Origin of the sequence: Pedobacter superstes, assembly GCF_037622515.1 — a bacterium.
GTDB classification, from domain to species: domain Bacteria; phylum Bacteroidota; class Bacteroidia; order Sphingobacteriales; family Sphingobacteriaceae; genus Paradesertivirga; species Paradesertivirga superstes.
On the sequence record NZ_JBBJCN010000001.1, the window covers coordinates 701,015 to 714,761 of the forward strand.

The following is a 13,747-nucleotide window of genomic DNA, read 5'->3' on the forward strand; positions in this document are numbered from 1 at the left end:
ATTTCAAAGTATATTATCCAGTTTTCTTTTCGCTAGTTTTAGTGATTGGCAATAGTTATATATCCAATCTGTAGCCACTACTTTCCAGTTCCGTAAAGGCGTTCCAGTTTTTGTTCTCCACTGACAATTTTGAAAATATTCGTAAAAGCTACTAGCTATTTGCGCCTGACCTTTTTGATTGAAATAGATTGATACATCATCAAAATCCGGAGGCATCTCATATCCAAATCCTGCTTTCTTAGATTTGCTATTGTGAGACGGTTCTGAAATACTTATTCTTCTGACCTTTCTCTTTTTCATGCTAGCTTCAGCCTTTGTTTGAAGGTTTCGTTTTCCATTAAGTCTTGAATTTTTTCCAGGTCGTAATAGGTGACGTTCCCCAGCTTCTTGAATGGTATTACTCCTTTATCTCTTAGATATTGCAGTTTGCCAGATGACAATCGAAGAAGTTTTTTAATCTCAAAAGCCTTAAGCCATTGCTTGTCAAGTTTGGGAGGAGATGGAGGTGGTTGTTGCGTGAGGATGTCCTTAATCTCATTTATCAACTGTTCTTTAAATATCAAAAGATCAGAAACAGTTAAGAGCTGGTCTCGAAACACTGGAGCAGTGTTTGTCGAAACTGATGCGTTGTTTGTATTTTCCATAGATCGAAACTTTACTTCGAAATTGGGAAAGCGGCAAATGCAATCTTCACACCTTCCACCGGAGGTGTGTGTTTTTTTCCATCCTTTTGTAAAAGCAAAGGTCTTAAAGCCACTTCATCAGTCAAGAGCTTTCACGGCATAAAGTCTCCCTGCTGGTCAATTTATTCCATGTTCTCTTGACAGATTTGTTAAGCTTTTAGAGGAGCGGCTTAACAAGAGAATGGTAAATATTAGGAAGTGGGTTCTTAATGAGAGTAGGCTCCATTTCCGAAGTATTTTACTTAAATAAAACCGGAATACCTTTATATGCCGAAATCGGTGTCCAATCTTCAATTCTGGTGCCGCCCCAGGCTGATGTAATAATGCCTACCGGAACTTTCAAGCTTGCTTCTAGTTGCTTAGCAAAATAAAATGCCGCAACCGAAGTCATTCCGAAATCTGGACCTTCGCAATCATGCCAGCCTTCTGTTATAATATCTGGCTCACCTGTTTTCCTTTTCACATTCAATACACGAATACCCTCATGCTTTTCCTGCAAAGCAATTTTAGCACTATCAATCCCTCGCAAGGGTTTAGCGTACCATGTACCATTCATAGGATATTCCATATTTGACTGGCCTGATGCAAGCCAAACTTCGCATATTAAGATATTAGAAAGCAAAAGCGTCGAGGTGGCGGAACTAATGGTAATTGTTTGTGGAGTACTGCTTGCCTTCAAAGGTTCAAGTACAACACGCCATAAACTATCACTGCCCGCAATTGCTGTTTTAGACTGATTCTCAAAACCAACTCTCACTAGGTTTCCAGGCTTTGCCCATCCCCAAATAGAAACAGGTTGTTACTGCTGCAAGATCATATTGTTTCCAAGAACATTCGGAAGCTTTATCTGAGCAAAAATATATGTATTCGAAAAAAGCGAAAAGCAGACACAAAGTATTACGGACTTGAATTTCATCAATTAGTGATTAATGGATCGGTTCTAAAATCAACAACACCCAACATATTAAACGTTTTTACTTAAGCCCATAAATTGGCAGTTGTTTGGGTTGAGCTAAGTTTGGCTTGGGTGTTGCGCCGTTTATACCTTTGATAATCAGATTGTCGAAGTATGGCGTGCTTAGTTTGTTTCCGCCACCTGCAAGCAAACCAGCCATCCCTTGCGCATACAAATTATTAGTTACCTGCAGCACTTCTCGGTTATTAATCAATCCTGTTATAGTAGAACCTTCAAAACGAAGCTTAACGTTATACCACTTGCCATGCACTATACTTGGAACCTGAACCGTGAATAAAACTTTTTCGCCGCCCTCTGCATTGTCATTCTGTAACTTAATAATCGCCTGCTGTTCGGCATCACCGGTTAATTGCTTTTTGTCTTTTTTACCCATAGCTACTACTAACTGGCATTTTCCATCTTCGCCCAACTTTAAATAGTAGCCTTTTGGGATAAAGCCATAGCCTGTTCCAACATGGTTAATTCTTCCCATTACTGCGGCTGTATCCCCCGATTTTAGGTAAACATCTGCACTCACTTCATAATCCTTCCATTGCGAGTCTCCCAATATTGTATAAGGAAGCCAATCAGGAGCCCAGGAAATAGTAGGAACTGTAACTACCTGTTGTAAGCACTTACCTTTTCTATCGGGACGGTCGACTATCTCAAACACATCTGCAATGTCAGCCAGGTATCGTGGAAGGTAGCCCCATTGCTTAGGTTTAATGTATTGGTCAAACGTTTCGTAGTATGGAAAGGGAAAGGCCTTAGCCTTTGGTATATTCGCGAAAGAACCTTTCTGCTGACCTCTAGTTGTGGACAGGGAATAAACGGTATTCGGTTCTAGAGTAATTGAGAAAACACCATTCACTTGCTTTATATCGGACTGTCGAACAAATTGTTCTTTCTCATTACTCCGCCATACACATAAATTGTTTTTGGATAACTGGTCAATTTCAAAACTAATTTGTTGTAGCCCCTTGGCACCTTTCGTTTCTATAATAACGCTATAATCATTGTCCGGCGACTTTAGTGTCACCATAGAGCCTCCGCTCTTGAGGTTTTTGCATCCCCCTTTCAAGTATTGCCAACCCAGCTTTGAAAACTGTCCATAATGTGCATATCCCCACAAAGCTTCGCGTACCTGATAGTGTCCGCTCCACGGCGAGTGAGCCAATACAGCGGCAGGATCTTCCGAATATGGTTCAATAGGATAAACGCCTGCTATGTCATACCAATTTAGAACTTTCGTAGCACCGCTCTCTATGAAGTTTCGGTTAAAAGATTCTACAATGCTGATCAGGCAATCAAAGCCTTTTTTATAAACGTGATCTTCTGTGTTCCAGATTGGCTTTCCTAAACTATCAGCAATCGCTTGTACTTCCGGCTGTGCCGGTAGACCGGCATAAAATACGTGTGCGCTAATAATATCTATCGAGTTTCGAAGCTTTTCATCAGTAAGCATATCTTTCACAAAATCCAGCTTGCCCTTTGGCCAGTGATCGAAGGCATGTAACTTTACCTTTCCAAACCCATTAGCATTAAGAGTGCTTTTCAGTAATTTTGCAAAATCGTAATCGTAACCTTTTTCATTTCTGCAACCAATGGCATCCAGCTCAAGTTTGTAATTCTTACGTAGCCCCTGTAACCATTTCACATAATAGTCGGCAGCATCCTGCGACCAAAAGGTTCCATTTCCAACCCATCCCGGCGCACTCCAGGCAGTGGCGTCAAGACTAAGACCTGGATTTCGCTTCTTTGCCTCCTGAAGTATCCACCAGGTATATCCGCGGGAATAATTAAGGTCGTTACGAGTATGCATGTGGCTGGGCATCGAGCCCTGGGTTGAATTACCATCACCAGGAATCTCAACAAGCAGTGCGCTAACAGACGCCCCAAAATTTGGTTTATAAAGAAGATCAAGTATTTGGCTACGCTGCGGCTCGGGATAGTCCTTCAATAACACAGAAGTTGCTCCGCCTCCGTTAACGACCCCAATTCCGTCAAACCTCTTTCCTCCAGCATTCCCGCTCAACTTTATCACTTGAGTGCTATCCTGGCCATTAGCGGTAGAAATAAAACCCTGTAAAGACAGAGTAAATGCTATTAGCTTGTATTTAAATTTCATCTAAAGTGGTGTTTGTAAATGATCGTTTTTGCTAGTTCTCTTTAAACCCAAGGATATTTTCATGGATGTGCTTCTCACCTTCCACTGTGCCTGTACCAACATTTTTAAGCTTCACATTTTTTACTGGCATCTCTTTCTGTCCTAATACACGCGAAACAAACTTTACATCTTTCGCTGTAATGTTTTCCAGAAAAACATCCCTGATGGGTGTTAGCCTCTTCTCGTAGGTAGGTACTAATGTTTTCCATTGATATAGAACATCCGTCTCAATACCTAATACCCCAAGATCAATCTTTCCTGATTTAATATTGCTGGCATAAATGTTTTTCACATAGCCACCCATGCGTTCGTTAGTTTTGATAAACAGCAGATGGTTAAGCTTCGCACCATCCAATACGGTACAGTTGTTCACAAAAACGTTTTCTATGCCTCCTGAAAGCTCGCTTCCAATGGCTACTAACTGGTGCCCGTTTTTCACCGTACAGTTACGGATTACGATATTCTTTGATGGTGTTTTCAATATCCAGCCTTCTGGGTTACGTCCTGACTTAATCGCAATAGCATCATCTCCCTGATCAAAAAAACAATCTTCAATCAACACATTCTGACTCATTTCAGGATCAACTCCATCGTTATTATGTCCATGTGCATAGACCTTCAGTTTTCTAATAACAACATTTTTTGACAGGTAGGGGTGGATTGTCCAAAATGGGCTATTGGTAATGGTGATCCCTTCTAATAGTATATTTTCACTTCTATTGAATTGTATAAACTGAGGCCTCAAATTGGCGGTATCATTCACCATCATACGCTCATTCAAGGGCCGGCGGTTCCACGCCAAATTATATAACCGCTTTATACTCTCCATATGAGGTTTAGGACGTGAGAACCACTTCTTCCACAAATCCATTTTCGCTCTGATTTCTCCTTCACCCGTAATCGCTATGTTCTTACATTTGTAAGCATAAATCAAAGGGGAATAATTCATACACTCCAAGCCTTCCCAAGTACTATGAACCGCTGGCAAATAGTCATTAGGGTCGTCAGAAAAAAGCAAGAGGGCCCCTTTCTCCAAGTGAAGGTTTACATTGCTTTTCAAATGAACCTTACCGGTAAGCCACTCTCCCTTTGGAATCACTACTACCCCGCCGCCTAAGGCATTTGCCTTTGCAATTGCTGCTTGTATCGCTTGAGAAATTTTAGCTTTATTGCCACTCACCGCACCAAAATCAGTTATAACAAGCTTTGGGCTTTTTGTAAAATCAGGAACCTTAATTTTCGGCATGTTAAAAGGTGCGTTTACCTTCGTTTTTATAGTGGGTAAATCTGCATGGCTATTAAATGCAGTTAGAGTCAGGGAGCAGAAAATAGTTAAGCTAAAGAGTGAGGCTTTCATGAAATTATATGGAAACGGTTAACAATATACTTTATTTACTGATTACTATCTTATCAAGTGAGATGAAGTAGCCGGTGCTACCATAGTCAGATCTTCTCTTATCTGCCCAATTTGGTCGTTCTCCCGTAGGAAAAACACTTAGAATATACTTAGCCTTCGGCATCACTGGACTAATAAATGTTAGGGACGATACCGAATTAAGACTGTACATATCCACTATTGATTGGATTATTTGGCGCCCCTTTTTGTCACGAAGTATTATCCTAGCGTAGCCGTTACTTGGCTTGGATATCGAATACAACCCGATTTGAGAACCCTTAAATTTTATCGAAACTGAGGCGCCTTTGGAATCGGTTATACTTTCTGTCTTAGCCCCGCTTTTATGCTGCCACGATCCCAGGAGTTTAATTTTCTTGCCGGAGTTATTTTCTATTGTAATTTCACCGACTGTCTTATCTGACACTTTCCCTGTTGATAGGTCGACTTTCCAAGCTTCCTTATAAGATGGAATAGAAAGCGCTACGTCAGAAACAACAAGCGGCTGCCAGACATATGTAGCTGATGAGTTCTGTTTCGGGTACGACCATCGGTCACCCATAAACATATAAGTTGTGTCGCTCGAGCCTTCAATAGGAAATACGAACGTAGACTGGGAGTTCCAGGTTAAAGAACCTTTCGGTGCAAAGAGTCCCCGATATGTCCAAGGTCCAGATAGCGACGTTGACGTATAATACTCATTATCGTTTCGTTCCCAACTTGTGAGATGGGATCCTAAGAAATAGTATATATTGTTTTTCCTAAATAACGTAGGCGATTCAAATCCCGAAACCATCTCTTTATGCACATGTTGGGTGATGCTTTTGTAGTCATCACTTAATTTGTAAATATCCCCTCCATGAAGGAGAACATACCCGGAACCATCTTTATCTTGAAAAGCACCCATGTCCCATTTTCTTATAGATATGTTGTTAAATAATAGCGGTCCATGGAAAGTATAAGGCCCAGTAATTTTAGTGGAAGTGGCATAGCCTAAAAATTGATCCTTATAGCCCAGTGTATCGACATGCATATACATAACATACTCACCTGTTTTCGGACTTTTCATCACTTTCACTCTTTCGCCAACGCGGTTTGGTCCAAGTTTTCCGGAATTTTGAACGGGTAAGGCTAAGCTTTCAAATCTCCAATTATATAAATCCTCTGATGAGTAGCAGTTGAACCCGGCAAAAGCATTACTAGTATCTGTGTGAGCTTCACCGAAAAGATAAAATCTGCCGTTATCCTTTATGATACAAGCGCCATGTGCGCTTATAACATTGTGTTTATCATCGAACAGGGGTACCCCTGAATAAATTGCATCATAATTACTTCGGCTTTGGCCGTTCAAACCATATGAAACAAATAAAAATACCATGGCCGTTATTAGTTTTACTATTTGCATATTCCTCATTTCATTCTATAATTGTACATTTTTAAATATGTGATCAATCGTATCCAGAAGTAATTAGCGAAGACAGGAATAACACAAATCTTCTGCAAAAAAAATTACTTTAATTTAAACGTCACAGATCGAAATTGCTTCTCTTAACGATGCAATCTTGTCTACACAAACTGGTATGAATTCTTGTGCCACATACCCTTTGAACCCGGTATCTTTTATAGCACGCATAATTGCAGGATAATTTAGCTCCTGTTCATTCCCTATTTCATGTCGGCCGGGAACACCCGCTGTGTGATAGTGAGCGATGTACTGATGGTTGTTTCTTATAGTTTGAATGACATTTCCCTCATCCACTTGCATATGATATATATCATAAAGTAATTTAAAATTTGGAGAGTCCAACGTTTTAACGAGTTCTACACCCCAGCCAGTTTTATTACATTGATAGTCGGGATGGTCAACTTTACTATTCAAAAGCTCCATTACCAACGTAATCCTGTTTTTTTCCGCTAAACTTATTATTTGCCTAAGTCCATCAACAGCGTTCTTTAAACCCGTTTCATCATCCACCCCAAAACAATTTCCACTAAAGCAAATTAAGTTCTTATAGCCGGCGTCAGCGACAATAGGTATCATTTCCGAATAATTCCTGATGAGTGTTTGGTGATTATCCGGATTGTTCCAGCCGTCCTCAATACTTATTTCCGCACCATTACACATGGATGAATCCAAACCATATTTCTTAAGTATATGCCAGTCATCAGGACCTACGAGATCTATAGCCTTGATACCCATACCCTTAGATATTGAACACAACTCTTCTAAAGAGAGAAAATCAAAGCACCAGCGGCAAACTGAATGAGTTATATTACCTTTCAACTTCATAAGATTTTTGAGCTTATATACGTTTATTTTGCCTTTAAACTTCTCAACCATCGGATGCAAAGTTCCGGCCACGTTTCTATGTCTCCTTTTCCCAAGCCCAATCCAAATCCATGTCCACCTTTAGGAAAAACATGTAACTCTCCGGGGACGCCATTATCTTTAAGTGCCTGAAAAAAAAGCAAACTATTTTCTACAGGAACAGCTCCATCATCCATGGCATGTAGGAGGAAAGTTGGGGGTGTATTTTTGCTAACGTTTAATTCGCTGGAATAAAACTGAGCTAAAGTGTCACTTGCTTTCGTACCGATTAAATTATCTCGTGACCCCGCGTGCATAATTTGCTTAGTCATTGAAATCACGGGATACACCAAGATAGCAAAATTAGGTTTGCAACTCTCCCTTTCTATAGAATCAACCGACTGATGGTTACCCTCATCAAAATGAGTCGCAAGTGTTGAAGCGAGATGCCCCCCTGCAGAAAATCCCATGACACCTATCGCATCCTTGTTAATTCCTAAAAGGCCCGCATTTGCACGAACAATCCGAAATGCTCTTTTAACATCCATTAAAGGCGACAGATGAGGCGTAATATTACTTTGGGAATTTGGTAAGCGGTATTTTAAAACAATAGCAGTAACTCCTTTTGATATTAACCAACCGGCAGGATCTGTTCCTTCCAAATTATAAGAAAGTCCTCCATAACCACCACCTGGACAGATGATAACAGCTTGCTTTGTAGATGTTTGCCTTGTTGGAATATATATAGCAATATCAGGGAATTGTACCATCTGAATCTTGATCACTTTCCCTGTGTCACGTTTTTCAAAGTCCGCTGTCTTGACATAATTTGGAACTTTCCCTTTTGGCCACAAAGGCATCACCAAATCTTGGGCAACTACAGTTTTTTGAAATAATAGACCAAACATTATAACAATAATCCATTTCATGCTAATTATTAGGTTAAAAAAGGTGTGGTATATGTTCATCGATATGCCCCTATAACTGGCCCCGTGCCAATTGAAATAGCGCACATCCCAAAATTCATTACAAAAAGTCCCCTTTCGAGAAATTTCATAATGAAGAATAAGCGGTAAGATGAATTGAGTTAAAAAATTTGGCTTCATAAATATACCGGTAAAATTAAAAAAAGGAAGAGGACCAGATATTCTGGAATCCTCTTCAACGAACCAACTAAAAAATTATACTATATTAATAATCATCATTTTGAGGATATACCCCCGAAACCCTATCTATTACAGTTTGCGGAATCGGTCGCAGGTAATATTTTTCCAAAAAAGGACCTCCCAGCATGTTGGTCAATATATTATACTGAAACGCTCTATCAAGTCTACGGGTACGTTTAAGGTCTAACCATCTTTTGTATTCGCCTGCAAACTCTCTGGCTTTTTCATCCAAGATAAAATCTATGTTGACATCACTTGAGGAAATATCCAAAGCACCTGGTGTCTTTTCAGCCCTATCACGTAAACGATTGAGTTTTTCTGCTGCTTTATCTGGCTGATTTAGTTTAAAGTATGCTTCAGCAGCAATAAGATAAGTCTCAGCGAGTCTGAATAAAATGATATCCCTCGAACTTTTAAAAAGATCTTCATTACTTCCTGGGATAGGTGCTGTTGGATCTGGAAACTTATTAATCATTGGATATTTTCCAGCGCCTCCAACTCCTTCAATATTCTGTTTCCACCGATCATAACGAATTACTTCTACGTTGGGATTAACCGCCTTTAATGCAAGTTCGTCAGCCGCTGTAAACGGCTGATCGGGCTTCGGAAAGTAAAACCTTAAATCTCCCTTTTTGATAGCCCCCGCGTCTTGAGTAGCATTGAACTGGCTCAAAAACGTTGCGTCGTAACGAGCATCCTTTGATGTATTATATAAGGAATACAAGTACTGTGTAGGCATCACTGTTGATGTTCTTCTGTTATAGGTAGCAATATCTGTTTGACTAAATCCAAGTTCCCTGACGAGCAGCCAACCAAAAAGAATATTCTGGCCATGACCAACAGGGGCTCCATTTCTAGTTGATAAACTTGTAAGATCAAATTGAACAGACAAGATAATCTCGTCATTTTTTTCATTTGACATTTTAAACACGTCAGCAAACGATGGAAGTAAAACGTAGTTGCTAGCAATCACCTCCTCAGCTAGCTGTGCGGACTTTGTAAAATCATCAGATGTACCAAAAGTTTTATAACCGCGAGTTAAATGGATAAGGGACAACAAATGCTTTACTGCTCCGGGTGTAACTCTTCCAAACTGGGTATTAGCCTTTGTTACACCCGTTAGCTCTGTTAGAGATGCGTTTAGCTCACTTACAATAAAGCTATATACCTCTTGTTCCGTGTTAGGGGTAAATTGAGTTACCGGTGCAGTAAATTCTTCCTGCACGATTGGAGTGCCGCCGAAATTTTCAACCAGAAGGTAGTAATAGTATGCCCTTAGAAACCGCACTTCACCAAGACGCTTATTCTTAGTACTTTCGGCCATAGGAATTGCATCAGCCCGATTAATTGCGATATTACAGCGTTGGATGCCTAAATACAAGTCATTAAATAGATTTGTAACAGCCGAATTTGTAGCTGCCAACTCTTTATATTCATTTAATTGGATACGGGTTGGTAGGTTGTCGGCAACCCCACTAACGGTCTCAACTTCGCCGCGTGTTGAAACATCTGTTCCATATTCAAATAAATGTGGCTCTCCATCATAGATATCCCTTAGAACTGAATAACAGGAACTCACCAATCGCTCGAACCCTGCTTCATCGACGTAGAAAGTAGCATCTGTTAACCCCGATGGATTTTCCTCTTCAAGGAACTTTTTACAGGATGTTATTCCTGTTGAAAGAAATATTGTGAGTATTAAAAAAATCTTTTTCATAATTTAAAACTTCTTACCATTAAAATGAAAGGTTTAGACCAAATAGATACGAACTTGAGCCTACAGCAGTCCCAAAGGTGTTTTGGCTAGCCCATTCAGGATCAAAGCCTGGATCATCTGTGAACGTAAAAGGATTAGTGACAGTTCCATAAACACGCAGACTTCCAACTTTAACCTTTTTAAGTAAGTTCGCTGGTAGATTATACCCTAGAGTTATATTTCCTACTCTGGTGAAGTTGGTGTTACGCCATGTCAATACGCTGGAAAAATTGCCGCCGTTGCCAGGCTGGAAGATTGTTTGTGAGGGGTTATTTTCTGTCCAGTAATCAACTTTTATTTGGTTAAGGTCGCCCGAATACCCCATAAAGGTTTGGTCAAAATTACTTCTAAACTGCTCACCCTGGCGGGTATAGATCATTACAAATAAGTCGAGATCACCATATCTAAATGTGTTTGAAAACGAGCCTGTCCAATCAGGAATTCTTTTGCCAATAATCTGACGGTCATATGTAGCATCAATCTTTCCATCAGGAGCTCCGTTTGGACCGGAAAGATCCTTTACGCGAACTTGTCCTGGCTTTTGATTATACTTAGCTGCTTGATCCTTCTCGGCGAGCTGCCAAATGCCATCAAAAACGTAATCATAATTGACTTGAACGGGCTGTCCTATAAACCAAAGATTTGCTACATCATCCTTCTTCCCAATAGCTGTCTCAAGAACTTCATTTTTGTTGGCATCAAATACGAAGTCCGTTTTCCATGAAAATGCCCCTTTACGAATATTTATTGTACTTAAACCAACCTCAATACCGCGGTTTCTAAGTTTGCCAATATTATCTGCAATAGTAGAAAAGCCTACAAAGGGAGGTAAGGCTCGATTTTGAATCGCATTGTTTACCCGACGGTTATATGCATCCACAGAACCTGAAATCCTGTTATTTAAAAGCACAAAATCTAAACCTAAGTTAAGCTCACCGGTACTCTCCCAAGTCAGCTGTTTGTTAGGCAGCCTGTTAGGTGCATAACCTGCAGTATTAACTCCGCCAAAGTCATAAAAAGTCGCTCCAAGTGAAGATTGACTTGAATAGGCACCTATTCCATCATTACCTGTAATACCGTAACTTAATCTCAGTTTTAGATCATTAATCGCTGAAATGTTTTGGATAAACTTTTCCTGTGACAACCGCCATGCGAATGAGGCCGAGGGAAAAAACGCCCATTGATTACCAGCTGCCAGTCTTGAAGATCCGTCCCATCGGCCGGTAGCCGTGATCAGGTATCTGTCGTTGTAATTGTAATTAACACGAGTTGAAAAGGAAGCCAACGTTGATTGGGTAAAACTTGACCCATAACCGATTGCTTGTGCGGGAGGCGCTAAGTTATACCAAAGAGACCTGTACCCCAATCCTCGTGCACCGACATTACTTGTTTCTTCGCGATCCTTTTGCAGCGACTGTACCAGTGTTGCATTTACCTTATGTAATCCAAGCTGCTTCTCATAACTTGCCTGGTTATCCAGAATCCAACTGAACTGCTCTCTATACGAGGTAGTCCCTTCACTTGGCAAACTCCCAATACCCTGTTTAGACATTGAGCTAAAAAAGGTGCCGCTTCTTCCGGCTGAATAACTCGGGTATATGGTTGACTTCAATGTAAGATCCTTAAAAGGAGCAACTTGCACATAAAGGCTTCCAAAACTTCTCAAATTTCTATTTTGACGAAGATCGTTTTCCTGATCAAATAATGGATTTGTCACTGAAGAAGCGTCATACACAGCAAACACAGGGTTTCCAGAGGCATCATATGGATAAGCCATCGGTGGCATACGATAGGACGATCTCAAAGCTTCAGAACTTCCTAAATCCCGTAGGTTTTGAGCAAAATATAGGTTTAATCCGGTCTTCCACTTTTCGCTAATTTGCCTATCAATATTTCCCCTGAGACTATATCTCTGAAAGCTTTCAGGAGCCACATTTCCTTCCTCTTCTAGGAAACCGGCACTTAAAGAAAATCTAGTTTTATCGTCACCGCCACTAGCTGTTATATTGTGGTTCATTTGCAAACCATTTTCTAAAACTAAAGACGGCCACTCGGTGAATTTACCCTCGTCAATATTTTTCTGCATTGCTGCAGAAAATGGTGCAGCATTGCTACCTTGCCCTTTAAGTACTTCCTTACGATAGGCCACGAATTCAGGACCAGTAAAAAATTCTGGCAAATTAGTTGGCTTTCTTACCCCCATATACGCATCGTAGGAAATAGCCGTTTTACCGGATTTACCCCGTTTGGTAGTTACTATTACAACCCCTTTCGCCCCTCTTGAACCATATATCGCTGTCGCTGATGCGTCTTTTAAAATATCTATTTTTTCAATATCTGCAGGATTCAAATCATTTAAACCTGATGATGTTGGAACGCCGTCAATTACAAATAAGGGAGAATTTGACCCACCGAAAGAACTCAGACCACGAATATTAATGCTATAACCGCTACCAGGCTTACCTACATTCTTCACTACAGTTACTCCAGGCGCCTGGCCCTGTAAAGCACCTGTTGCGTCAGGGGTTGCGGACCTGGTTATCGTTGTAGAGCTTACTGAAACGATAGATCCAGTCACATCGGCTTTTCGCTGTGTGCCATAACCAACAACAACCACCTCGTTTAGATTTCGTGCTGACGGCGACATTTTCACCGATAAAACTGCTCTTCCATTTACAGGGACTTCTTGTGTTTCATAGCCCACATATGCAATAGTCAGTACCGCGTTTTCGGGTGCTGTAATACTGAACGCGCCACTAACATCTGTAGTGGTACCACCGGCCGCCACTCCCTTAATTTTAACGGTTGCCCCAATAAGCGGCTGATTTGTCTCATCCAGAACCTTTCCGTTTACCGTAAGATCACTGATTACAACACCTTTTGGCACAATTGCAATTAGATCGTTTTGGAGTATTTGATAGGTGTATGCTGTCCCTTGTAATACCTGTCCAATTACAGACAAGGCATCCTGGTTAGCAACATCGATGTCAATATCCCTAGATAACGGGATTCTTCTTTCGCTAAATACAAAGCGATAAGCCGTCCTCTTCTCTATTTCTGAAATTACTTTTTTAAAATCAGCCGATTTCAAACTAAGTGTCACCTTATTCTGGGAATATCCGGTTGCGAGCACCTGAAAACTCAGAATGAAGATCAGTGCAAATGTTAATTTCATAATAATAAGTGGTTTTCTAAGGCAATAGAAGCCCGAAACACCAAAAGGGTGTTTAAAAAAATTCATAACTTTACATTGTTAAGGATGATTAGAATGCAGGCTCCCGGTCAAAGCAGTCTGCGTTAATAAATAAATCGTCTTTGT

The 13,747-nt window shown here is 40.5% G+C and carries 10 protein-coding genes; all 10 read right to left on the reverse strand.

The window, feature by feature from the left end; translation table 11 throughout:
• Nucleotides 1-3: 3 nt before the first annotated feature.
• Complete coding sequence (locus WG906_RS03260) at nt 4-300, reverse strand: hypothetical protein (protein WP_339991087.1); 297 nt, start codon at nt 298-300, stop codon at nt 4-6.
• Entirely contained in the window at nt 297-644 is a 348-nt protein-coding gene (locus WG906_RS03265; RefSeq protein ID WP_339991088.1) for a helix-turn-helix domain-containing protein, read from the reverse strand. The genes WG906_RS03260 and WG906_RS03265 overlap by 4 nt, the downstream gene beginning before the upstream one ends.
• A gap of 277 nt (nt 645-921) precedes the next feature.
• Nucleotides 922-1,440, reverse strand: a complete 519-nt coding sequence (locus WG906_RS03270; protein WP_339991089.1) for a sialate O-acetylesterase — start codon at nt 1,438-1,440, stop codon at nt 922-924.
• 217 nt (nt 1,441-1,657) lie between these two features.
• Complete coding sequence (locus tag WG906_RS03275) at nt 1,658-3,766, reverse strand: galactocerebrosidase (protein ID WP_339991090.1); 2,109 nt, start codon at nt 3,764-3,766, stop codon at nt 1,658-1,660.
• 31 nt (nt 3,767-3,797) lie between these two features.
• The gene (locus tag WG906_RS03280; RefSeq protein ID WP_339991091.1) at nt 3,798-5,051 is read right to left on the reverse strand and encodes a glycoside hydrolase family 28 protein; all 1,254 of its coding nucleotides are present in this window, start codon (nt 5,049-5,051) and stop codon (nt 3,798-3,800) included.
• Nucleotides 5,052-5,193: 142 nt separating this feature from the next.
• Nucleotides 5,194-6,603, reverse strand: coding sequence for a family 43 glycosylhydrolase (locus WG906_RS03285; protein WP_339991092.1), 1,410 nt, complete (start codon nt 6,601-6,603; stop codon nt 5,194-5,196).
• 114 nt (nt 6,604-6,717) lie between these two features.
• Nucleotides 6,718-7,488: a hydroxypyruvate isomerase family protein gene (locus tag WG906_RS03290; protein ID WP_339991093.1), complete on the reverse strand. Its 771-nt coding sequence runs from the start codon at nt 7,486-7,488 to the stop codon at nt 6,718-6,720.
• Nucleotides 7,489-7,511: 23 nt separating this feature from the next.
• Nucleotides 7,512-8,435 carry an alpha/beta hydrolase gene (locus tag WG906_RS03295; protein WP_339991094.1) on the reverse strand — a complete coding sequence of 308 codons (924 nt, stop codon included), beginning with the start codon at nt 8,433-8,435 and terminating at the stop codon, nt 7,512-7,514.
• A 262-nt stretch (nt 8,436-8,697) separates the two neighbouring features.
• Complete coding sequence (locus tag WG906_RS03300; RefSeq protein ID WP_339991095.1) at nt 8,698-10,389, reverse strand: RagB/SusD family nutrient uptake outer membrane protein; 1,692 nt, start codon at nt 10,387-10,389, stop codon at nt 8,698-8,700.
• 19 nt (nt 10,390-10,408) lie between these two features.
• On the reverse strand, nt 10,409-13,603 hold the full coding sequence (locus WG906_RS03305; protein WP_339991096.1) for a SusC/RagA family TonB-linked outer membrane protein: 3,195 nt from the start codon (nt 13,601-13,603) through the stop codon (nt 10,409-10,411).
• Nucleotides 13,604-13,747: the final 144 nt, after the last annotated feature.